The organism is Bradyrhizobium sp. USDA 3311 (assembly GCF_054062495.1).
The window spans coordinates 2,602,759-2,621,328 of sequence record NZ_JBSSFI010000001.1; the positions used below are offsets into that span (position 1 = coordinate 2,602,759).

Here is an 18,570-nt window from a genome sequence, read left to right on the forward strand (position 1 = left end):
TGGGGCTTGGCTGCGCATTGCGCGGGAGCGCAACTGCGACGTTATCCTGATCAACTCGCTCCGACGTCGAGCACGATCTTTCCTTTCGGCTGAGGCCGCACGCGTTCCAGCATCAAATGAGCCTCGCGCGCATCCGCGAGCGGTAAGACTGTCCCCACGTTTGTTCGTAGTTTTCCACCATCGATGAAGCGAGCGACCTTGGTCAGACATTCGCTCCTGACGTTGACCAGAAAGAAGGCGGCTTCAACACCGTATCGCTTTGCAAGGTCCTGACCCGGGCGAGACACTGCCGAAATCAGCTTGCCGCCGCGACGAAGGACCTGGAATGAGCGTTCTTGAGTTTCGCCGCCGACCAGATCAATAACAGCGTCCGCGTCCTGTACTTCTTTCTCAAAGCGCTGGGTCCGGCAATCAATCACGGTGTTTGCGCCGAGGTCGCGCACGGCGGAAATATCCTCCGTCGATACGGATGCGATGGTTTGCACACCTGCCTGACGAGCCAGTTGAACCGCATAGGATCCTACGTTACCGGCCGCTCCCTGAATGACCACCGTTTGACCTGCTTTGAGTTGGGCGTGATCAAACAATGCCTGCCATGCGGTGACGGCAACGACAGGAACGGAGGCGGCTTCGACGTGGGTTAGCGAGGTTGGCTTAGTCGAAACCATCCCTGCGGAAGCGACAGCGTATTCGGCGTAGGCCCCGACAAACTGCGGGTTCGTAACACCGTACACCTGATCTCCCACAGCTAACTCGGCAACGTCATGGCCCATGGCGACGATTTCACCAGAAAGATCTGAACCCAAAGTGAGAGGAAGCGGTTGCGGCAAAGCGCTCTTGCCAGCCCTGATCCAGCCATCCCATGGTCCGACTCCAGCGGCTTTGACTTTGACCAGGACCTCGCCAGCGCCTGGCTCGGGCCGTGGAACGCGCTCGAACTTCATGATCTCTGGTGGCCCGAACTCGCGAACGCGCCAGGCCATCATTGTTGAAAGAGTTCGCTCTTCAGTAGCGTCACGAATCATGCTGCTCGGAATCATCTGAAACTCCTGGTGCTTAGCTGGCTTGTCCGCATGTGGCCACGGGGCGCTGCTTTGAACAACAAACCCGATCCTACGGATCAGGACAGCCGCACGTCGTTTCCTGACAAGATCGGCGCGAACGGGCGCTCTTATCGGGTGCTATCGAGGGCCCTGACAAAGCGACTTGCAGAACCCCACCTTTAGAAGGTCAGGATCTCAAGGCCATGTCAGACTTTCTGTGCCGCGGAGATCTGCTGCAACTTCCGTTGTGAGCAATCTCTGGCCGCGTCGACATAGGGATCAGGCCGAAGCGAGAGTCGTGGGCACGCTCCCACGCTGGCATGTGGTCAGATCGGCAAGTCGTGCTGCGACTCTGCGTCGGCGACCGTCTGCAGCGAGGCAAGCGAGATTCCGGGCAGCCTAGATGCCGACCAGCCCATTTGGCGCGGCAGCTGGAGGTCGACTTTCTGGGCAAATAGGTCGTGCAGGGTTTGGAAAGCGCTGCAACCGGTCTCCGGGCTGATTTAACAGGATCGCAGACCCGGGGTTTGCACCACTGTAGCTGAGCTGATTGGAGGTGGCTCGACGCCAGAATTCATTAGTTTGAATGTACGTGCGTAAGGCTCCAGCGTTCATTCCTCGCCACTGGCACGATCCGAATGATTCCCGAGCAAGTGCGAAGAAGTTGAAGCCAGAGCCATCGAGCAGCACCTCTCGTAACAGCACCACCGTCATCTCCGCTCGCACGCCGACATCACCTTGACGGACTCATCGGTTGAACGAGTGAGGGTCGTTCGCGCCTGAGACGAAGACTGTGGCCGTCATTGGGTCCACCAGCTTGCCGTATTCTTTTGTCCCCAAATGGGGATTGCTGGATCGCTCTTCTTTCATCCAAGGTTGCTTGATCGGAGCCCACATCGATCGGTGATGGGCATCAAGCCAAACCCAAAATCTGCGACGTCCATGACGGGCCGCAATCCGACCCGCGTCGCGCATTTCCATGCAAAGGGAGCGGAGACCATGGCACTCATCAACGGAACAGCAGGCGACGATGTATTGCCCGGCACGGCTGCGGACGATCAGATCAATGGCCTGCAAGGTAACGACACCATCACGGGTCTCGACGGCAACGATACCGTAAGCGGCGGCCCGGGCAACGATAACATCGATGGGGGTGCCGGCAACGATACCCTGGATGGAAATGCCGGTATCGATACGATCGCCGGTGGCGATGGCGATGACACGATCAATGGCGGCGCGGGCGACGATACGCTGAACGGAAATGCCGGCGTGGACACCATCCATGGAAACGCGGGCATCGATACAATCGATGGTGGAACCGGCGACGATCACCTCTTTGGTGACGCCGGCGACGACAGCATCCATGGCGGGGACGGCAACGATGACGTCCATGGCGGCGCAGGCGCGGACACCCTGTGGGGCGACGCCGGCGACGATACGTTGAGCGGCGACGCCGGCAATGACGTATTGAACGGCGGCGACGGTAACGACGTACTTAACGGCGGCCTCGGGGATGACACTCTGAATGGCGACGCCGGTAACGACACGCTGAACGGCGGACTTGGCAATGATCTGCTGAATGGCGGTACGGGCGACGACATCCTGAACGGTGGTGCCGGCGCCGATACGCTGAACGGTGGCGACGGTATCGACACCATGCATGGCGATGCCGGCGATGATCTCATGGATGGCGGCGGCGGCAACGATGTGATGTTCGGCGATGCCGGAGACGACCTCATGGCCGGCGGTGCGGGCAACGACACCATGAGCGGCGGTAACGGCGATGACGAACTCAGCGGCGGAGCCGGCAACGACACGCTGAACGGCGACGCCGGAGACGACACGCTGGCCGGCGGCGACGGCGCCGATGTCCTGAACGGTGGAGACGGGGCCGACTCCCTATCGGGAGGGGCCGGCAACGACACCCTGAATGGCGATGCCGGCGATGACGAGTTGAGCGGCGGCAACGGCGCCGATGTCCTCAGCGGCGGGCTCGGCGACGATGTGCTGACGGGCGGCGGAGGTACCGATACGCACAATTTCGGTGACGGTACGGCGACCAATTTCGGCAATGATGAGGTCACCGACCTCAGTGCCGCTGATGGCGATGTCGTTCATGTCGATGCTCCGGCAGGCTTTGACCCGGCCACGGTCGTCGTGGACGACGACGGCACCAACACGGTGCTGGATTTCGGCTTCGGCACAATCCAGCTCGACGGCGTCTCGGGCGGCGCGACACCGTTCGAGTCGATCGATGATATCAACAATGCCGCCGGTTATACGGCGATCGAAGTTGTCTAGCGCCGACTAGTAGCGGGGCGGCTGTTAGGCCGCCCCGCCCTCATCTCAGTCAGTGATAGTGCTGGCAAGTTATGTATTCGCGTAACCGTGGTGCGATCCCAGCATCTGGTCAGAGATTGCTGGTGGCCTTAATTCCGGGACGATTCGCATTGGTGTGGATCGTGTGTTTCAGTGTGTCCGTAAACCTGCTGCTGCTGGTCGTACCTTTCTATTCCATCGAAGTGTTCGACCGCGTGCTCAGCAGCGGAAGCGTCGAGACGCTTATCGGCCTGACCGTCATCGCCGTCGGCGCTCTCGCCTTCAGCGCCGCCTTCGACACGTTTCGTAACCGTCTGTTGAGCCGGTTCGCGGTCGGGTTCGAGCACTGCCTCGCTCCGATCATCCTTGAAGGTAGCATCACCGGCGCGGCGCCGGGCGACGGCCGGCAGCACGATCTCGTCAAGCTTCGCGAGTTGAGAAGTTTCCTGTCGAGCGGAACGGTCACATCGCTGATAGATGCTCCATTCCTCCCGGTGTTTATTCTCATCCTGTTCTTCCTGCACCCCTGGTATGGCGTCATAGCCCTGATCGGGGTTGGGGTCCTGCTGGCGATGGGTGTTGCAAGCCACTGGATCGCGCGCGGGGAAATTGCGCAGGCTTCGCAGGCCGCGTTGAAGACGCAGGCGTTGCTCGATGGAATCGTCCGGCACTCCAGCGTGGTGCGGGCGATGGGCTGGACCCGGGGCGCCATCCGCGCGTTCATGAGCCTCAATGACGAAGCCCTGTCTCCGGTGGTGCGGGCCAGCGAACGCATCTACACGATTAGCGCCGCCGCGCGAACGGTCAGGACCATCCTGCAGATTGCCGCGATCGGCTGTGGTGCCTGGCTCGTGCTCCAGAACGAGGTGCTGTCCGGCAGTCTGATCGCGAGCTCGATCCTGATAGCGCGCACATTGCAGCCCATGGAAGGGTTAGTCTCGGCCTGGCGCGCGCTGGCATCTGCGCAGGACGCCTGGACGCAAGTCTGCAACGCCGCGATGCCGGTGCTTGCGCGTCCGCGGAAGACGTTGCTTCCGCCGCCATCCGGCATCCTCCAGGTCGAACGGGTGACATTCCGGATTGGCGGGACGCAGCGTCCCATTCTCGCGGGCATATCCTTTCAATGCCGTCCGTCCGAACTTATCGTCGTGATCGGACCGACCGGTGCTGGAAAATCCACATTGCTGCGCTTGATGGCAGGCCTCGAGCGGCCGACCAGCGGTACGATCCGGTTGGACCACGCAGCACTCCATACCTGGGATCCCGACCAGCTTGGGCAATTCGTCGGCTATCTCCCCCAGGACGTGCAGCTCCTGGATGGAACGGTGGCCGAAGCCATTGCCGGGTTTGATGAATGCGCACGGGACGAGGCCATCGTCGCGGCGGCCATGCTCGCGCAGGCGCATGAGATGATCCTGTCTCTTCCGGCCGGCTACCAGACCGAGATCGGCCGCGACGGCTGCAGGCTATCCGGGGGCCAGCGTCAGCGCCTTGGTCTTGCACGCGCTTTCTTCGGCGATCGCAAATTGATCCTGCTGGATGAGCCCAATGCTAATCTCGACCCGGACGGCGAAGAAGCGTTGTGCTCCGCCATTCAATCGGCCAAAGCGCGCGGCGCAGCGTCGGTGATCGTCACCCACCGGCCGCGGCTGTTGACCATCGCCGATGCCGTGCTGCTGTTGCGGGACGGCAACCAGATCGCCTTCGGACCGCCATATGAGGTTCTTCGTACCCAGCGGCCGGCACCGGTACCGGGTTCGCCAGGGCCCCCTCGCAATGTCGAACCTCAGAGGCTGCCAGGCAGGAGGGTCATTCCATGACGCAGACCGGTCATGCCTCCGCGATGTCCGCGCCTGTTGCCGGCCGGTCGAAGACGTGGCCGACGGAGCAACCGCGATCCGACATGCGACGGATCATCGCCTGGGGTTGTGTATTGCTCGTCCTGCAATTTTGCGGCTTCGGATTGTGGGCAACCACGGTTCCGCTCCGCGGCGCCGTCGTGGCACCGGGATTCATCAAGGTCCATTCAAAGCGCAAGGCGGTGCAACATCTGGAAGGCGGAATCATCAAATCGATCTATGTCCGGGAGAACGATCACGTCGAAGCCGGTCAACTCATTGCACGGCTCGACACCGCGCAGATCGAAGCGACCCTTGGTTCCCTCGAAACGAAGTTCTTTGCCGACCTGGCGATGGAGGCCCGGCTGGCGGCGGAGCAAGACGCCGCCAAGTCAATCCGGTTTCCGGACGAATTGCGGGAAAGTGCGACCCGTCTCTCCGCACGTATCGCCATTCAAACCCAGGAGGCTGAATTTGCCGCGCGACTGGCCGCGATTGAAAACGAGCGCAAGGTGATCGATCAGCAGATGCTCCAAAACGCGGACGCCATCCGCGGCATGGAGAGCAACACTCAAGGACTTGAACAGCAACTCAAACTTTTGCGAGAAGAGATAGCCGACACGAGCTATCTCCTCGCAAAGGGCCTCGCCCGGAAACCACGTGTGTTGGCGTTGCAACGCGCGGAAGCCGAGGCTGCCGGACAGGTCGATCGCAATGCCGCATCAATTTCGGAGATGCAGGGCAAGATCTCGGAGTTGCAGGACAGACGCCGGCAACTAGGGTTCAACCAAAATCAGGATATCGCCAAGCAGCGGCATGCGACGAGCGAGGAAATCGGTGACCTCAGACATCGAATTGCCGCGTTGCGTGCCCAGCTTGTCCGGTCCGAATTGCGTGCCCCGGAAAGTGGAAGGATCGTCGGCCTCAACAGCAGGGACCTCAATGCCGTGCTTGGACCTCGGGAAACCCTTTTGGAAATCGTTCCGACGCAAGATCGGCTTGTCATCGAGGCGACATTGAAGCCTGCCGATCGGGAAGAGGTCTATGTCGGACAGATGACGCGTGTGCGGGTTCACGCGCTGAACGTTCGTCGCCGGCCGATGCTCGAGGGAAGGGTCGTCGGCGTTGCGGCAGACGCGCTGACCGACACCCGTTCCGGCGAGAGCTCCTATTTGGCCGAGGTTGAGCTGGACCCCAACGCGCCGACAGCCTCCTACATCTCCACATTGATGCCTGGAATGCCTGTCGAGATATTTGTCGAGACGGGGGAACGAACCTTTGCGGAATATCTTTTGCAGCCGATGACGCTACGGATCAACCGTGCGTTCAGGGAGAATTAGGCGCTGGTGAGGGGTGGGCCGGCCTGCGAGGGAGGCGACCGTGCATGAATGCAGTAAGGCACTACCGTCCGCACAGGATGATTTTCGTTCCGGTTGCGTCGAGCGCGCCTCGAAGCAAGGCAATGACGGATGTGGCCTATCAGGGCCGTGTCCGGAGCCGCGCCCGCCACAGATCGCAATGGAATATTTCGCGAAGGCCATGGCGGAATTGCTCGGTTGCCGGAGCTGCTACGTAGCCATGATATCCTCCTCCGGGCTTGAAGAAGTCAGAATCGGAGACGCCCCAACCGACCCGTCATGCACGACGGTGGTTGAGCGAATTGCGCGCACGGGCACCCCTGAGGACGTCGCCTCGCTCGAGCCGATCAATTCCCGGACCTCGTTCGTCCGCAAGTTGATCGGTGCGGAACCCCCGGTAAAGAGTCATTCAGTCATTGGCAGGTTTGCTTCCGATGAGCGAGCCACGGTCGTATTCGTGGCCGGATGGCGACCGGCCGCGCTTGCGGCAGCCGAGATTCCCGGTTTGGCGCATACCGTGCGCCCGTTATGGAAGGCCGCTCATTCACTTGCCCGGCAAACGCCGGAGCATGTCGATGCGCAACTCTGGCTCGAAGAGCTGACCTTTCCCGCCATCGTCGCGGACCAGAGTCTGCACATTTACGCAGTCAATCGTGGTGGACGAGTACTGCTTGCCAAGCGCCAGCTGCTAAGGATGGACGGAGGCAGGCTCGCGGGCTCATGCGGTTCCGTGACCGAGAGCTTGCGGGAGGCAGTCGGGAAGGTGCTGATCGAGAGCGGGACTCATGGATGGTTCAATACTACGGTACCGCTCTCGATGGATCGTCAGCAGTTCGCCTTCGCCAAGATCGGCGCTGTTCCAACGCATGACAAGCTGGGACAGGCCCTCATTGTCGTGCCGCAATTCGACGACGTGCAGGGCGCGCACTGCATTGCATCTGCCTTCGGATTGAACTGGGCCGAGGAAAGAATCGTCACCCGGATTCTTCAATTCCATTGCCCTCGCGATATTGGAGCCGAGCTTCGGCTGACCGAGGCAACGGTGCGAACCTACACCAAGAGGATCATGCTCAAATTAGGGATCAATCGACAGTCGGAATTCTTTCTTCTGTATCATCTCACCCAGTCGCCTTTTGGCGCTGGCAGGCGGGAGAACTCGGTGAGCCGGCCGGCCTTCGACTGTCAATTGGACGAAGAGGGTCCGATGAGATTGCGGAGGGCTGGCAAGCGTTCGCCTGACTGAGTACGGGGGTCTCCGCGATGTCTAGTCGCATGAGCTGCGCAGGTTTGCTCCACCGGGCGTTTGCCGCCCTCGTATTGGTTGGGGCCGGCTTCCATGCCGATGCCCAGAGCATTCAATTGGCGCTTCCTATTGCCTGCGAGCCTGGCCGTACCTGCTACATCCAGAATTACACGGATCTCGATCCGTCTCGGTCGGCGCGAGATTACAAGTGCGGCACGCTGACTTATGACGAACACAACGGCACCGACTTTCGCTTGCCCTCACTGGCAGTGCAAAAGGCCGGCGTGGAAGTGCGCGCAGCGGCAGGCGGCAGCATTCTTCGTATCCGCAATGACGCTCCAGACGGGACTTTTACAAAATTGGGGCGCGAAGCGGTGCGCGAGGCCGAATGCGGCAATGGCGTCGTCATCGAACACCCGGAGCAGTGGGAAACCCAGTACTGCCACCTGGCCGCCGGAAGTGTGTTGGTCAAACTTGGAGACAAGGTCGAACTTGGACAGCCGATCGGCCGTGTAGGTCTCTCCGGCCTCACGGAGTATCCTCACCTGCATTTCACCGTGAGGCACAATGGCGTGGTCGTCGATCCCTTTGCGTATGGCGTTCGTCCCGAGTCTTGCCAAGGCGGTCAATCCCTCTGGCTTACTGCCTTGCGCTCGAAACTCGAGTATCAGGAACGAGCCATCCTCAATGCGGGCTTTACGACGGGTCCGGTCACGATGGAGCTCATCGAGGACGGCAGTGCCGAGAGGCAAATGCCGTCTGCCAGTTCGATGGCGATCGTCGCATTCGTGCGGGCTATCGGGCTCAAGGCAGGCGATGCGCAATGGCTGGTCATCAAGGATCCTCTCGAGAACGTCATTGCGGAAACTCGGTCTGCGCCACTTCAGGCCAACAAGGCGCAATTCATGCTCTTTGCGGGGAAGAAGCGACCTCCTGGGGGGTGGGAACGCGGGTCCTACAAGGCCACTTATGTTGTCGAGCGCGATGGCCAGGTCGTGCTCAGGAAAGACCTGGAGCTCATGCTCTAGCCCTGCGCCTGTGCTCGGGGGGCCTGACTCCACGGGCCTTTTAAGGTCTGATCGGTTGCCGGAACTGGCCCGCTCCCGCTATAGGGCGCGGAGAGGGTGATTTGTTTCAGATGAGATCGCACTGGCGGCCTCCGACGACAGGGGAGGCTCGAAACCAACGAAAGTGGTCGCCGATTTGCTTATGATCCGCACCGACGAGAACGGAGCATGCGAACTTGTTAACGTTGAGCTGAAGTCTCAGCGAACCACCGAGACCCACCGTCAAACTCGGGGTTTCTGGCAATTCATGGGGCCAAGCCAAGTGATTCTCTGGCGGGAATTCGTTGACGTTGTGCTGGAAGGCGCCAATCGAACCTGGAAGACCGACAGCGAGAGCAGAGGGATAGTAATTTGGCCTAACGCCGTTAAGCCCTCAAAGTCTACCGCTGAACTCATTGCTCGATACAGGTCGAAAGAGAATATCGAGACGATCTGCTACTCAGGTCCGAATTATAGCCTTGCTCTGGGGTCGTGAGCCTGGCGCGGATCAGCTATTGCGTTAACCAAACAAACAGGTAGCCTTAATCTGGGCAAAATGTCGTCTAGGCTCGATCCCTCGGTGTGGGCATCGCTGTGATCAAGGTCGTCGTACTTGGATTGATTTGTGTTGGGGGCGTCGGAGCTATTGCTGCCGCCACCTCCAAGTCTCCTCCGGTGCCGATGACATCAATCACCTATCCTGCTGTAGCCGGCAATGAGGCTGATCGGCTTTCGCTGGTCAGCATGCAGGACATCCAGCCGAGGGTGGAGCAGGTTGCCCTTGCTTACACAACACCTTCCGAGCCGCCGGTACCACCTCAACCTAAGCCAAGGGAAGTGGCCAAGACGAAGGCTCCAGAATTCATTGCTCGCCACTGGCACGATCCAAATGACACCCGAGCCAGTGCGAAGAAGTTGAAGCCTGAGCCATCGCGAAGCACCTCCCGAAGCGACTCCTCCGCCAAGGTAGCTGCGTCACAAGACTGTCGAACAGATGGCATCGGCTCTCTGATGCGAAGACTTAACTTACAACCGGCCTGCGACCATTGAGGCTCATTGGTCTGCGCCGCCGATAGTTCTAAGAGGTCGTCTATCGTTGATGGCCTAATCCGATTTTGCAGTACCGAATTGGCCGAGTGGCCCTTTGTTTTTGCGCCGTTCATTTTGATCACTGGTGCTTACGCTGGTCTCTCCAACCTCTGTCCGGTGCACGTGTGATGAACAGCATCCAACCAGCCTTCAGCGAAGGCTCTGCGAGCGAAACTGCGCGGAGAATCGACTCTGTCGCGTGGGCCGCGTTCTTCATTTGGGTAGGGATCGCCATGCTAATGGGGGTGCCGTGGGACTGGTTTCTTGTGGGCGTCGGCGTCCTCACTCTTAGCGGCGCAGTTTTTCCACTGGAGCATGGACAATAAGGTTGACCTGTTCTGGATTGCCTGCGGCGTAGCTTTTCTCGCAGGAGGCGTGTGGATGCTTCTGCAGTTTCCCTGCCGTTGGCACCGATATTGATCATCCTGCTCGGAATAGTGTTGCTCAGCAAAGCCCTTCGCTGAGCCAGAGCGACGATAGATGATGGCATTTCTGCGAAGTGGCGCGCTACATCGAAGATGTCCGACGACGGCTTGCGCTTCGTACCACCGCAACGAGGCAGCCGCATAACCGCCTATACCGGCGACTTCTTGAGGAGGAGAAGAATGAGGACAAGCGGGCCCTCATCCGAACGCTCCTAGCCGAAGAAGAAGCCAGAGACGTGCCCGCAACTCCGCGTGGGACACTCACGACAATCCAAAAGCAACAATAGCCTTCGCGGCTAGATGGGAGTCACCTTTCCCTCTCCGCACAGAACCTCGCCGCGCGGCCCCTCCGGGCGGAGTTTGCTTCTGAGAGGTTGCTTACGTCGGCCGAGACGTACACCGACGCTTTTGACCCCATGCGGAATACCGAGATTGAGCCAGCCGTGCTGTCGGGGACGGCCCCGGCGCGCAGTTACAACTCGAATTTCGGCTCGGCAGAGATGCTGAGCGGCGGCGCGAAACGCCGCCCCATCTTGATTACATGCGTTCGGACTCTACCTCGCTCGCTGTGCTCGCGCGAACACTTCGGAGGGAAGCTCCCCGAACATTTGCCGGAAATCACCGGCGAAATGGCCCAGATTGCCGAAACCGCATTTGAAAGCGATTTGGGAAACGGAAGTTTTCGGATTCCCTTCCAGGAGCATCTGCCTAGCACGTCGCAAGCGCACGGTTTTTGCAAATCTCATCGGCGAGTACCCGCGGTATTTCTTGAAAGCCGCGTAGAGGCTACGGATGCTGGTGTTCGTCTGTGATGCCAGCTCCTCAATGGTAATAGCGCGAGCCCAATTTGCTTCGACGTATTCTTCAGCCAAGCGGACTACGAGCGGCGCCGGTTCCGTGGCGGAACTCTCCAACAGGTCGGTGAAGTTGTGCCGGTGAGCCGAGAGAAACGAGACGATTAGCGCTTGCTCAAGCTCTTGGAGCATCGACTTGGGCAACTGCGCTGCCGTTGAATTTAGCTGATTGGCTAGGAACATGATCAGCTCACGCAACAGCTGAGCAGTCGGCGGCTTCGGAGGCGCCGTCGGGTCGAACACCAGCGATCCCCGAGGTTTTGCGCCGAGCAGTGTTGTTAAAGCGTTCTCCAGCGCCCCGGTTTTTATGCGAAGGATCAGCTGCTCGAACCCAGGTTCAAACACAATGGTTGTTGGCTGTCCCGGCGGCGTAATGCCGGGCTGCTGCTCATTCACGGGGATCGTCGCGGTGCTGCCTAAAATGACCCCTGCCTTCCCCTTGAGGCCGATTTGTAATCTTGCGAAATCGCCTTCAGGAAACTCGACGACTGTCTTCGCACCATATCCACAAAAGCCAAGCCCGATCTTGGACAATAGTAGGTAATTTGCCACTCCTTCGAAGTCGGCTGGTTTAGCGACCGCAAATCCAGTTGCCCCATACACCGTAAACAGCGCATTCCTCATCGTCTCCGGATCGCGGGTGCGAACGACCGGAGATCGACTGAGCGGGTATTCAAGAAGATCCATGATCCAAATCGACCGGGACCTCGTCACATCATTGTGCCGAGTAGGAAATCGCTACATCGGGAGATGGATGCTGAAACTGATCCAGATCAATACCCAGTCTGGCTCAAAATCTGCAAGGAACACTCAATTTGTGATGACCCAGATTGAGCAATGTCTGCAGGATTTGGCCCTTGAAAATCGTTCTGCTCACGCACCGCGTACCGTATGAATGAGTGCGTGAGAAGGCGAGGCTCGAATGACTGACTTGGAAAGCTTCATCGTCAGCCAGAACCTAGTTCATTACAAGAAGCTCCTGCGAGAGGAGACGCACCCGGACAAGCGCAGCATATTGCTCTGGTTGCTCGAGAACGAAATTGGGAAACTACCCCCCTCTGCGAAGCGCGTCGAGATGACTAAGATGTCCGGCTTTCAATGACCTAACTATATTGGTTCGTCGGTGTGGCAGCCCCCCAAACGCCCACCACGTCACACCGAACGAATTGGGCCGTCGAATGTTGGGTTCGACGGCCTTTTTTTAGAGAGCGAGGCGGGCGAGCGAAGTTCAGCAGCAATTCTTGTTTGTAGGTAGTCTCTCTGTGGAGTAGCTGATGGCGCCGACGAAGAGCGAGTGGTCGCACACTTATCCTCGTGCCGTATTGCGAGGTATTCTGGCGGATGCTGCAGAGACGCTGCCCGAAGCAAGGCGAACCCCTTCATTGATGGCATGCCTCGCCGAGAAGATTTTGATCCTGGCTGCTGACGGTCAAAAGAACCCGATCGATCTCCGTCGGGTCGCGATCAAGAGGGTGCAGGACTCTTGTCCTGACTGCCGCGCATGCGACGGGTTGCAATTGACTCAAAACAGGGGTGGCTCCTCTGCAAGCTGATAGTCTCGTTTCCGCCTGTGGCCCGAAGGCGAAGATCGCAACGGCTATCCGCGCGTCGGTTCGCGGCTAAAGACCTGTAATTGGCCCTTTTCCGAAGTAGCGTCTGGCCTCGCGGAGGTCCGCTTACTGAGGCATGGGACTAGACTTGCTCAGGTGAATTCTTCGCGTTGTGACCCGGAACGCACCGGAGGCCGGGCGGGCCGCCTTGTGCTCAATATGGCCGGGCCTCGATGACGTTGATTCTACCCGCTGGCACAACGCGCGTCAGCTCGAAGCCAGATTTGGCAAGCAGGTCAGAGAACTCGTCGCGGGTCCGCTCCCGCCCACCGGGCAAAGCCAACATGTGGAGGTCCATGAATTTTGTCGCCGGTACTTCGTTCGCAGGCGCGATAATTCGCTCGATGAGAACCAACTTCGCCGTCTCCCGCATCGCACGCCGGCACGCCTTCAAAATGGCGATCGCTTCGTCGTCGTCCCAATCGTGGATTACTACCCGCATGACGTAGGCATCTCCGCCTTCAGGTACCGATTCGAAGAAACTTCCGCTCACCATTCGGCAACGGTCGACGACGCCGTGCGCTTCCAGAACCGCCTCGGCTCCGGCAATGACCCCTGGCTGATCAAACAACGTGCCCTGCATCCTGGGATGAGCGGTCAGAATGGCTGCCAGCATTAAACCGCGTCCGCCACCCACATCCACAACATGATGGAAAGCGGAGAAATCATACGCGCCGATAACGGCTTCAGCGCCGCCGCGCGAAAACTCCGTCATAGCGCGATCGAAGACCGCGCTCTCCTCCCGACGTTCGGCGCGATAATTCCAAATGTCCTTACCGTTGAGACTTTGAAAGGCATTCTCGCCGGTTCGAATGCTGTGCAGCAGATGGCCCCATGTGCTCCAAACGTAGGGACTTCCGACGCACTCCGCCCACGCGCCGATCGGTGTCGCGGAGTCAGTGCGCAAACAATCTCCCATTGGTGTCAGCGCAAACCTTCGGTCTTCATCTTCCTCAAAAACGCCCACTGCGGCGAGCGCCCGCAGCAGTCGGTAGAGAGCGCCTGGATGGCTTTGCGTTAAGGGCGCCAACTCCTCTGCCGAACGAGAGCCGCCTTTCAGATGGTCTGCGATACGAAGAGTTGACGCGACGTGAATTGCCTGTGTGACCTGGAAGCCGTTGATCAGTCCGAGGAGAGTGAGCCAAGGGTTGGATGTCACGGAAGAACCTCCGTAGGAGAGGAAGCTAAGACGCTAGTTACTGTGCTCGGCGGATGTCCGTTGAACAAGTCTCTCTTATGGCCCTTTTGCGAAGTGGCCGCCGACGCCGGGTCCGTCCGATTAGCGGTGCAGACCGGAAGTGCGCGGGCCGTAGCCAAAACGGCGCTTTTGACCCGTAAGAGACATAGTGCATTGAATTGGCCGGGGCGCTTTGCCTTGCACCCGGCAATGGAAAAGCGAGTGCAGCCCGTGCCACGGCGGCCCCGAATTTTGGGCAAGATAGGGTCTCTCCGGCGATTACCGCTCACATGTCCGCAACAAAGTGCTACGCTCCGCCTTGTCCCAGCGGCGGGGTTAGTCTGGTCGTTCGGAGGGGCTGTGACCGAGCAGCGGGTTCAGAGGCGACTAGCGGCGATCTTGGCCGCCGACGTGGTTGGTTACTCTGCGTTGATGCAACGCGCTGAGGAGGCCACCTACGCCGAGTTCGAGCGGCTCAAGCGAGAATTGATCGAGCCTAGCCTCTCCCGCCACGACGGGCGACTGATCAAGACAACGGGTGATGGCGCGCTCGCCGAATTCGCGAGTCCCTTAGCCGCCGTGAGATGCGCGACTGAGATGCAGGATCATCTCGCCGAGGGGAGCGGTCCATTCAAGCTACGCATCGGGCTCAACCTTGGTGACGTGATCGTTGGGCAGGACGGCGACCTCTATGGCGACGGGATCAACATCGCTGTCCGGCTGGAGGGGATCGCCGATCCGGGCGGCATCCTGATGTCCGAAAAGGTCTATAGCGAAGTCGAAGGCAAGCTGGACGTTGGCTTCGAGGATCGCGGCGAGCAGCAGCTCAAGAACATCGCCAAGCCGGTCCGCGCTTACGCTGTCCGTGCTGGAGCGTCTAGCGCGCTGACCGAGAGACTAAGCGCGGCCCCGCCACTTCCAGCCAAGCCATCCATCGCCGTGCTGCCGTTCGAGAACATGAGCGGCGATCCCGAACAGGAATACTTCGCGGACGGAATGGTTGAGGAGATCACCACCGCGCTTTCGCGGTTCAAATGGTTGTTCGTGATCGCTCGCAATTCCAGCTTTACCTACAAGGGCAAGGCGGTGAACGTGAAGCAGGTCGGGCACGAGCTGGGCGTGCGCTATATCCTTGAGGGGTCTGTGCGCAAGGCTGCCGGGAAAGTTCGCATCGCCAGACAGTTGATCGACGCGATTACAGGGGCGCACATCTGGGCGGACAGATTCGAGCGTGATCTGACGGACATTTTCGCTCTCCAAGACGACGTTGCGCTCGCCGTTGTCTCGGCCGTTCAGCCAAAGATGCTTCAAACAGAGATTGCAACGGCTGCGCGGCGGCGACCAGAGAACCTCACTGCCTATGATTTTTTTCTCCGATCCATGCAACAGTATTACCTGACGACCCGCGAAAGTTTGGCCGAGGCGATTAAGCTTGCTCATCGCGCTTTGGAGCTAGACCCGAGGTTCAGCTCTGCAGCGGCTCTGGCAGGTGACTGTCACGCGAGCAACGTCGCTTTAGGCTATGCCAACAATCCCGAGTTCGACGCCAAGGAAGCAATTCGGCTTGCTCGTTTGGCATTGAGCCTCGATGATGGTGATCCGGACACGTTGTCAAGGGTTGCCGTAGTCTCGGCGTGTGTGGTCGGCGATAGTGAAGCCGAAATCGAAATGGCTGACCGGGCGGTCGCGCTCAACCCGAATTCATGGCGCACTTGGAACAATAGAGGCTGGGTCTATACAATGGCGGGGCTGCCCGAAGAGGCTATTCGAAGCTTTGAACGTGCCATTCGCATGAGCCCATTAGACCCGCTGCTGCATATGACGTTTCTGGGCATTGGGCATGCTCTTGTGGGCCTTCGCCGGTTTGACGAGGCGATCATTGTATTGAAGAAAGCCCTTCGTCAGAATCCTTCCTTTATGCCAGCTTGCCGCGGACTGGCGTCTGCCTTCGCCCATCTCGGACGCGACGCTGAGGCGCACGCCGCAGCGGCGCGTGTGCTTGAGATCGATCCAGCCTTTACAATATCGGGGCATATCGCCCGGGTCCCCAAAAGCTCAAAGATGTTTATTGAGGGTCTCCGCAAAGCGGGGTTACCCGAATGAACTGTGCTCGCGCGCGACGACGAGGTGATCAATAGAACCCCCTGTTGCTGCGGTGCATGAGTCAGCAATTGGCCCTTCGCGGACCTGAACAGCGGAGCCGGTGATGTCCGCTCACAGTGGCAAAACAGACCATCCATAGACCCGCCGACTTCCGAGTTTGACCCAAAAGGCGACTATGCCTACATGAAACAGATACTCATGATCGCCTTCGCAATGAGCGCTACGCCACCGACGACGGCGACGGCAAAACAGATGCGTGCTAAGATCGAGTAAGGGTCGAAGTGAGGTTGTTCGATCACGGCACCCTCGCTTGCTGGGCAGGCGGGAATCCAACCGGCTTTCATCACCAAGCGCCGACCAACCAGCTTGGTAATGTCAATAAATAAGCTCGCCTTAGCCCGGAACCGCGTTCCGCTGATGAATACACTTGCGTTCGCAATCCGTTCGCTGGATCCAAGTTCTTGACGCTATGGGTTGAAGCAGGCCAGCGCCCTGCGAAAGGCGGTGTCCTCATTCCTCATCCGCGAGTGTATGACGCGCAGCAACCCCGCCTCGCTGATCGCGCGGTAGGGCCGCCTGCCTCACGGATTGGGGCTGGAAGGGGCGAGCCAGCCCGATGGGCGAGTTCCAATTTACGCCGGTGAAGTGGAAAAGATGACTGCCCAAAAGGGGCACTCCTTTGGAGCCCAGCGGGGCCGGTCTTAGTGGACTATGCGCCGCAGCTACGAACCGACGGCCATCGTTCCTTGGCAGAAGTACCGTCCCCGCAATGGGCTCAAGTCAGAAAGTGAACAGCCGACCCCTGGCTGTCTCAACCGCAAAGACACAATGCCGGGCCAGGCTAGACCCGCTTTCTTTGTCTCGGTCTGCGACAAGACGGCATGGTGACTTTTTCGCATTTTAGGAACGAGGCAAGAACGTTGCGTGTTGGTTGAGAAATGGGCGCGCGAGCCTCGCAATGATCAGTGTGTCAAGGAAAAACCTGGAGTTGATAGCGCTGCAGGAGATCCGGAGCTTTTCGGGCGGCGAACTGGTTATCGCGGTCGAAGTTGAATGCGATGAAGATAACCCGAGCACTATGAATTGGCGTTTGAACGTTACTGCGGCCGACGGCGCCGACATTGACCGCATCGATTATGCTGCTCGGACGACAACCGAAAGATTAAAACGTCGATACGCTCTCCAGCGACACTGAATATCAACAGCGAGAGCGTCTGGAGCCAAGGTTTGCACCCAGTACGTAGGAGCAAACGACGCCCAACTTAAGTCAGGATGACATTCGTATTCGTGCCAACGAGCTTGGGCGTGCTGGCGAGCCAAACGGGGACGTGGATGCCTTCTGGTATGAAGCCGAGAAGGAGCTTCTGACGGGACGGTCGCAGCCAGATGAGCTGCCGCCCGGCATGACCGACAATTTACAGGTCTAAGAGCGATCAAGACGCGTGGCGATTACGCCACGCGTCTTGAGCAACGAGCCGTCAACGTTTAGCGGGCGGGCCGCTCTTGTTTCCCGGCAGACCTTTGATATTCGATGAGTCCTGTTGCTGAGTCGACATGTTCTGACCGACAGTACCTTTTGGAGAGGGGCCGCTTTTACCACCCGGTGCTCCGGCAATCCCTGTTCCGGAATTTTGAGCGCTAGGTGCTGTTGTCGTGGAATCGGCGCGACCTGAGCTACTGCCCGGGATTTGCGCTGCGGAACCTGGTCTGTCCTGCTCACCGACGTAACCCGACGCGCCGGAGTTCTGAGTTTTGATGCCCTTATCGGCTTCGTTTTGCATGTTTGGCGAGGTCTGTTGAGCCACCACTGGCGTCAAGCCAGCAGCAAGAACGATTGCTGCAAGTGCGATTCGACGCATGCTTTCCTCCTCAGGTTGTTTGCTCAACAACGTGAGAAGGACCCACTGTTTCCTAAGTTCCTGTAATTCTTTGAAGATCGATCGCACCCAAGTTTCACGAGGGCGTCGTTCTGTCCCGGTAGTCTTCGAGTTTCCTGATCGCATTCGCGGCCAGCACGCCGCGACGCGCGAGGTACAGATCAATCACCTTCTGCGCCTTATCGACGCTCCAGCATAGCGCCTCGGCGATCTCCGGCGCCGGCTTCGGCGAGCAGCGTCGCGGCCGTGCCGCGGTTCTCGTGGAAATTAAGGTCCGCCGTTTTGACGTATTCGGCGTTTTTGCCGTTGGCCGCGGTTTCAGCATTGATCGCGTCGACCTTGTCGCAGTCCTTACGCCAGTGCTCGTTGAAATAGCGCTTGGTGTAAGCCCTTCCTGTCGGCGTCAGCATCATCAGCGCGCCGGCCTTCGTTTCTTTAGCTTGTCGAGGTGCGCCTTCAGCTCGGGCGTTGCGGGGATCCGGGACTGGCTGACTGCCGCCATCGAGAGCAGCTGTTGCCCCCATGGGACGCTCACACAATATCTCTCGCCAGTTGGCTTGAAAACATAATCTTGCCGGCCAATGTCGT

15 protein-coding genes are annotated in these 18,570 nt (G+C 59.1%); 10 read left to right on the forward strand and 5 right to left on the reverse strand.

Annotated elements, in window-relative coordinates:
- Positions 1-50 precede the first annotated feature (50 nt).
- Complete coding sequence (locus ACVWW6_RS12170; protein ID WP_074076801.1) at positions 51-1,040, reverse strand: NADP-dependent oxidoreductase; 990 nt, start codon at positions 1,038-1,040, stop codon at positions 51-53.
- Positions 1,041-2,042: 1,002 nt separating this feature from the next.
- Between ACVWW6_RS12170 and ACVWW6_RS12175 the strand changes: the two genes are divergently transcribed.
- From ACVWW6_RS12175 to ACVWW6_RS12200, 6 genes are all read left to right on the forward strand, one after another.
- Positions 2,043-3,344, forward strand: a complete 1,302-nt coding sequence (locus tag ACVWW6_RS12175; protein WP_231166530.1) for a calcium-binding protein — start codon at positions 2,043-2,045, stop codon at positions 3,342-3,344.
- 152 nt (positions 3,345-3,496) lie between these two features.
- Entirely contained in the window at positions 3,497-5,182 is a 1,686-nt protein-coding gene (locus ACVWW6_RS12180) for a type I secretion system permease/ATPase (RefSeq protein ID WP_404526037.1), read from the forward strand.
- Positions 5,179-6,540 carry an HlyD family type I secretion periplasmic adaptor subunit gene (locus ACVWW6_RS12185; protein WP_456680785.1) on the forward strand — a complete coding sequence of 454 codons (1,362 nt, stop codon included), beginning with the start codon at positions 5,179-5,181 and terminating at the stop codon, positions 6,538-6,540. The genes ACVWW6_RS12180 and ACVWW6_RS12185 overlap by 4 nt, the downstream gene beginning before the upstream one ends.
- A 178-nt stretch (positions 6,541-6,718) precedes the next feature.
- A complete protein-coding gene (locus ACVWW6_RS12190) occupies positions 6,719-7,801 on the forward strand; it encodes a helix-turn-helix transcriptional regulator (protein WP_162185852.1) in 1,083 nt (360 codons plus the stop codon).
- A 29-nt stretch (positions 7,802-7,830) separates the two neighbouring features.
- Positions 7,831-8,829: a M23 family metallopeptidase gene (locus ACVWW6_RS12195; protein WP_028175783.1), complete on the forward strand. Its 999-nt coding sequence runs from the start codon at positions 7,831-7,833 to the stop codon at positions 8,827-8,829.
- A gap of 612 nt (positions 8,830-9,441) precedes the next feature.
- Positions 9,442-9,897 (forward strand): hypothetical protein, encoded by a 456-nt coding sequence (locus tag ACVWW6_RS12200; RefSeq protein WP_404524184.1) that lies wholly within the window; start codon positions 9,442-9,444, stop codon positions 9,895-9,897.
- Between the two features lie 1,018 nt (positions 9,898-10,915).
- Here ACVWW6_RS12200 and ACVWW6_RS12205 read toward each other — a convergent pair.
- A complete protein-coding gene (locus tag ACVWW6_RS12205) occupies positions 10,916-11,902 on the reverse strand; it encodes an AraC family transcriptional regulator (protein ID WP_039185315.1) in 987 nt (328 codons plus the stop codon).
- Positions 11,903-12,137: 235 nt separating this feature from the next.
- Between ACVWW6_RS12205 and ACVWW6_RS12210 the strand changes: the two genes are divergently transcribed.
- Together ACVWW6_RS12210 and ACVWW6_RS12215 are read left to right on the forward strand one after the other, a co-directional pair.
- Entirely contained in the window at positions 12,138-12,317 is a 180-nt protein-coding gene (locus ACVWW6_RS12210) for a hypothetical protein (protein ID WP_404524182.1), read from the forward strand.
- 172 nt (positions 12,318-12,489) lie between these two features.
- Positions 12,490-12,768, forward strand: a complete 279-nt coding sequence (locus ACVWW6_RS12215; protein WP_456680786.1) for a hypothetical protein — start codon at positions 12,490-12,492, stop codon at positions 12,766-12,768.
- A gap of 211 nt (positions 12,769-12,979) precedes the next feature.
- Here ACVWW6_RS12215 and ACVWW6_RS12220 read toward each other — a convergent pair whose 3' ends face one another.
- Positions 12,980-13,984, reverse strand: a complete 1,005-nt coding sequence (locus tag ACVWW6_RS12220) for a methyltransferase (protein ID WP_456680787.1) — start codon at positions 13,982-13,984, stop codon at positions 12,980-12,982.
- A 378-nt stretch (positions 13,985-14,362) separates the two neighbouring features.
- Here ACVWW6_RS12220 and ACVWW6_RS12225 point away from each other — a divergent pair, with 378 nt between their 5' ends.
- On the forward strand, positions 14,363-16,105 hold the full coding sequence (locus ACVWW6_RS12225; RefSeq protein ID WP_456680788.1) for an adenylate/guanylate cyclase domain-containing protein: 1,743 nt from the start codon (positions 14,363-14,365) through the stop codon (positions 16,103-16,105).
- A gap of 958 nt (positions 16,106-17,063) precedes the next feature.
- Entirely contained in the window at positions 17,064-17,300 is a 237-nt protein-coding gene (locus tag ACVWW6_RS12230) for a hypothetical protein (protein ID WP_049832599.1), read from the forward strand.
- 283 nt (positions 17,301-17,583) lie between these two features.
- Here the strand turns inward: ACVWW6_RS12230 and ACVWW6_RS12235 are convergent, their stop codons facing one another.
- Positions 17,584-17,793, reverse strand: coding sequence for a hypothetical protein (locus tag ACVWW6_RS12235; protein WP_456683151.1), 210 nt, complete (start codon positions 17,791-17,793; stop codon positions 17,584-17,586).
- Between the two features lie 368 nt (positions 17,794-18,161).
- Entirely contained in the window at positions 18,162-18,506 is a 345-nt protein-coding gene (locus ACVWW6_RS12240; protein WP_231166526.1) for a hypothetical protein, read from the reverse strand.
- Between the last annotated feature and the right edge of the window lie 64 nt (positions 18,507-18,570).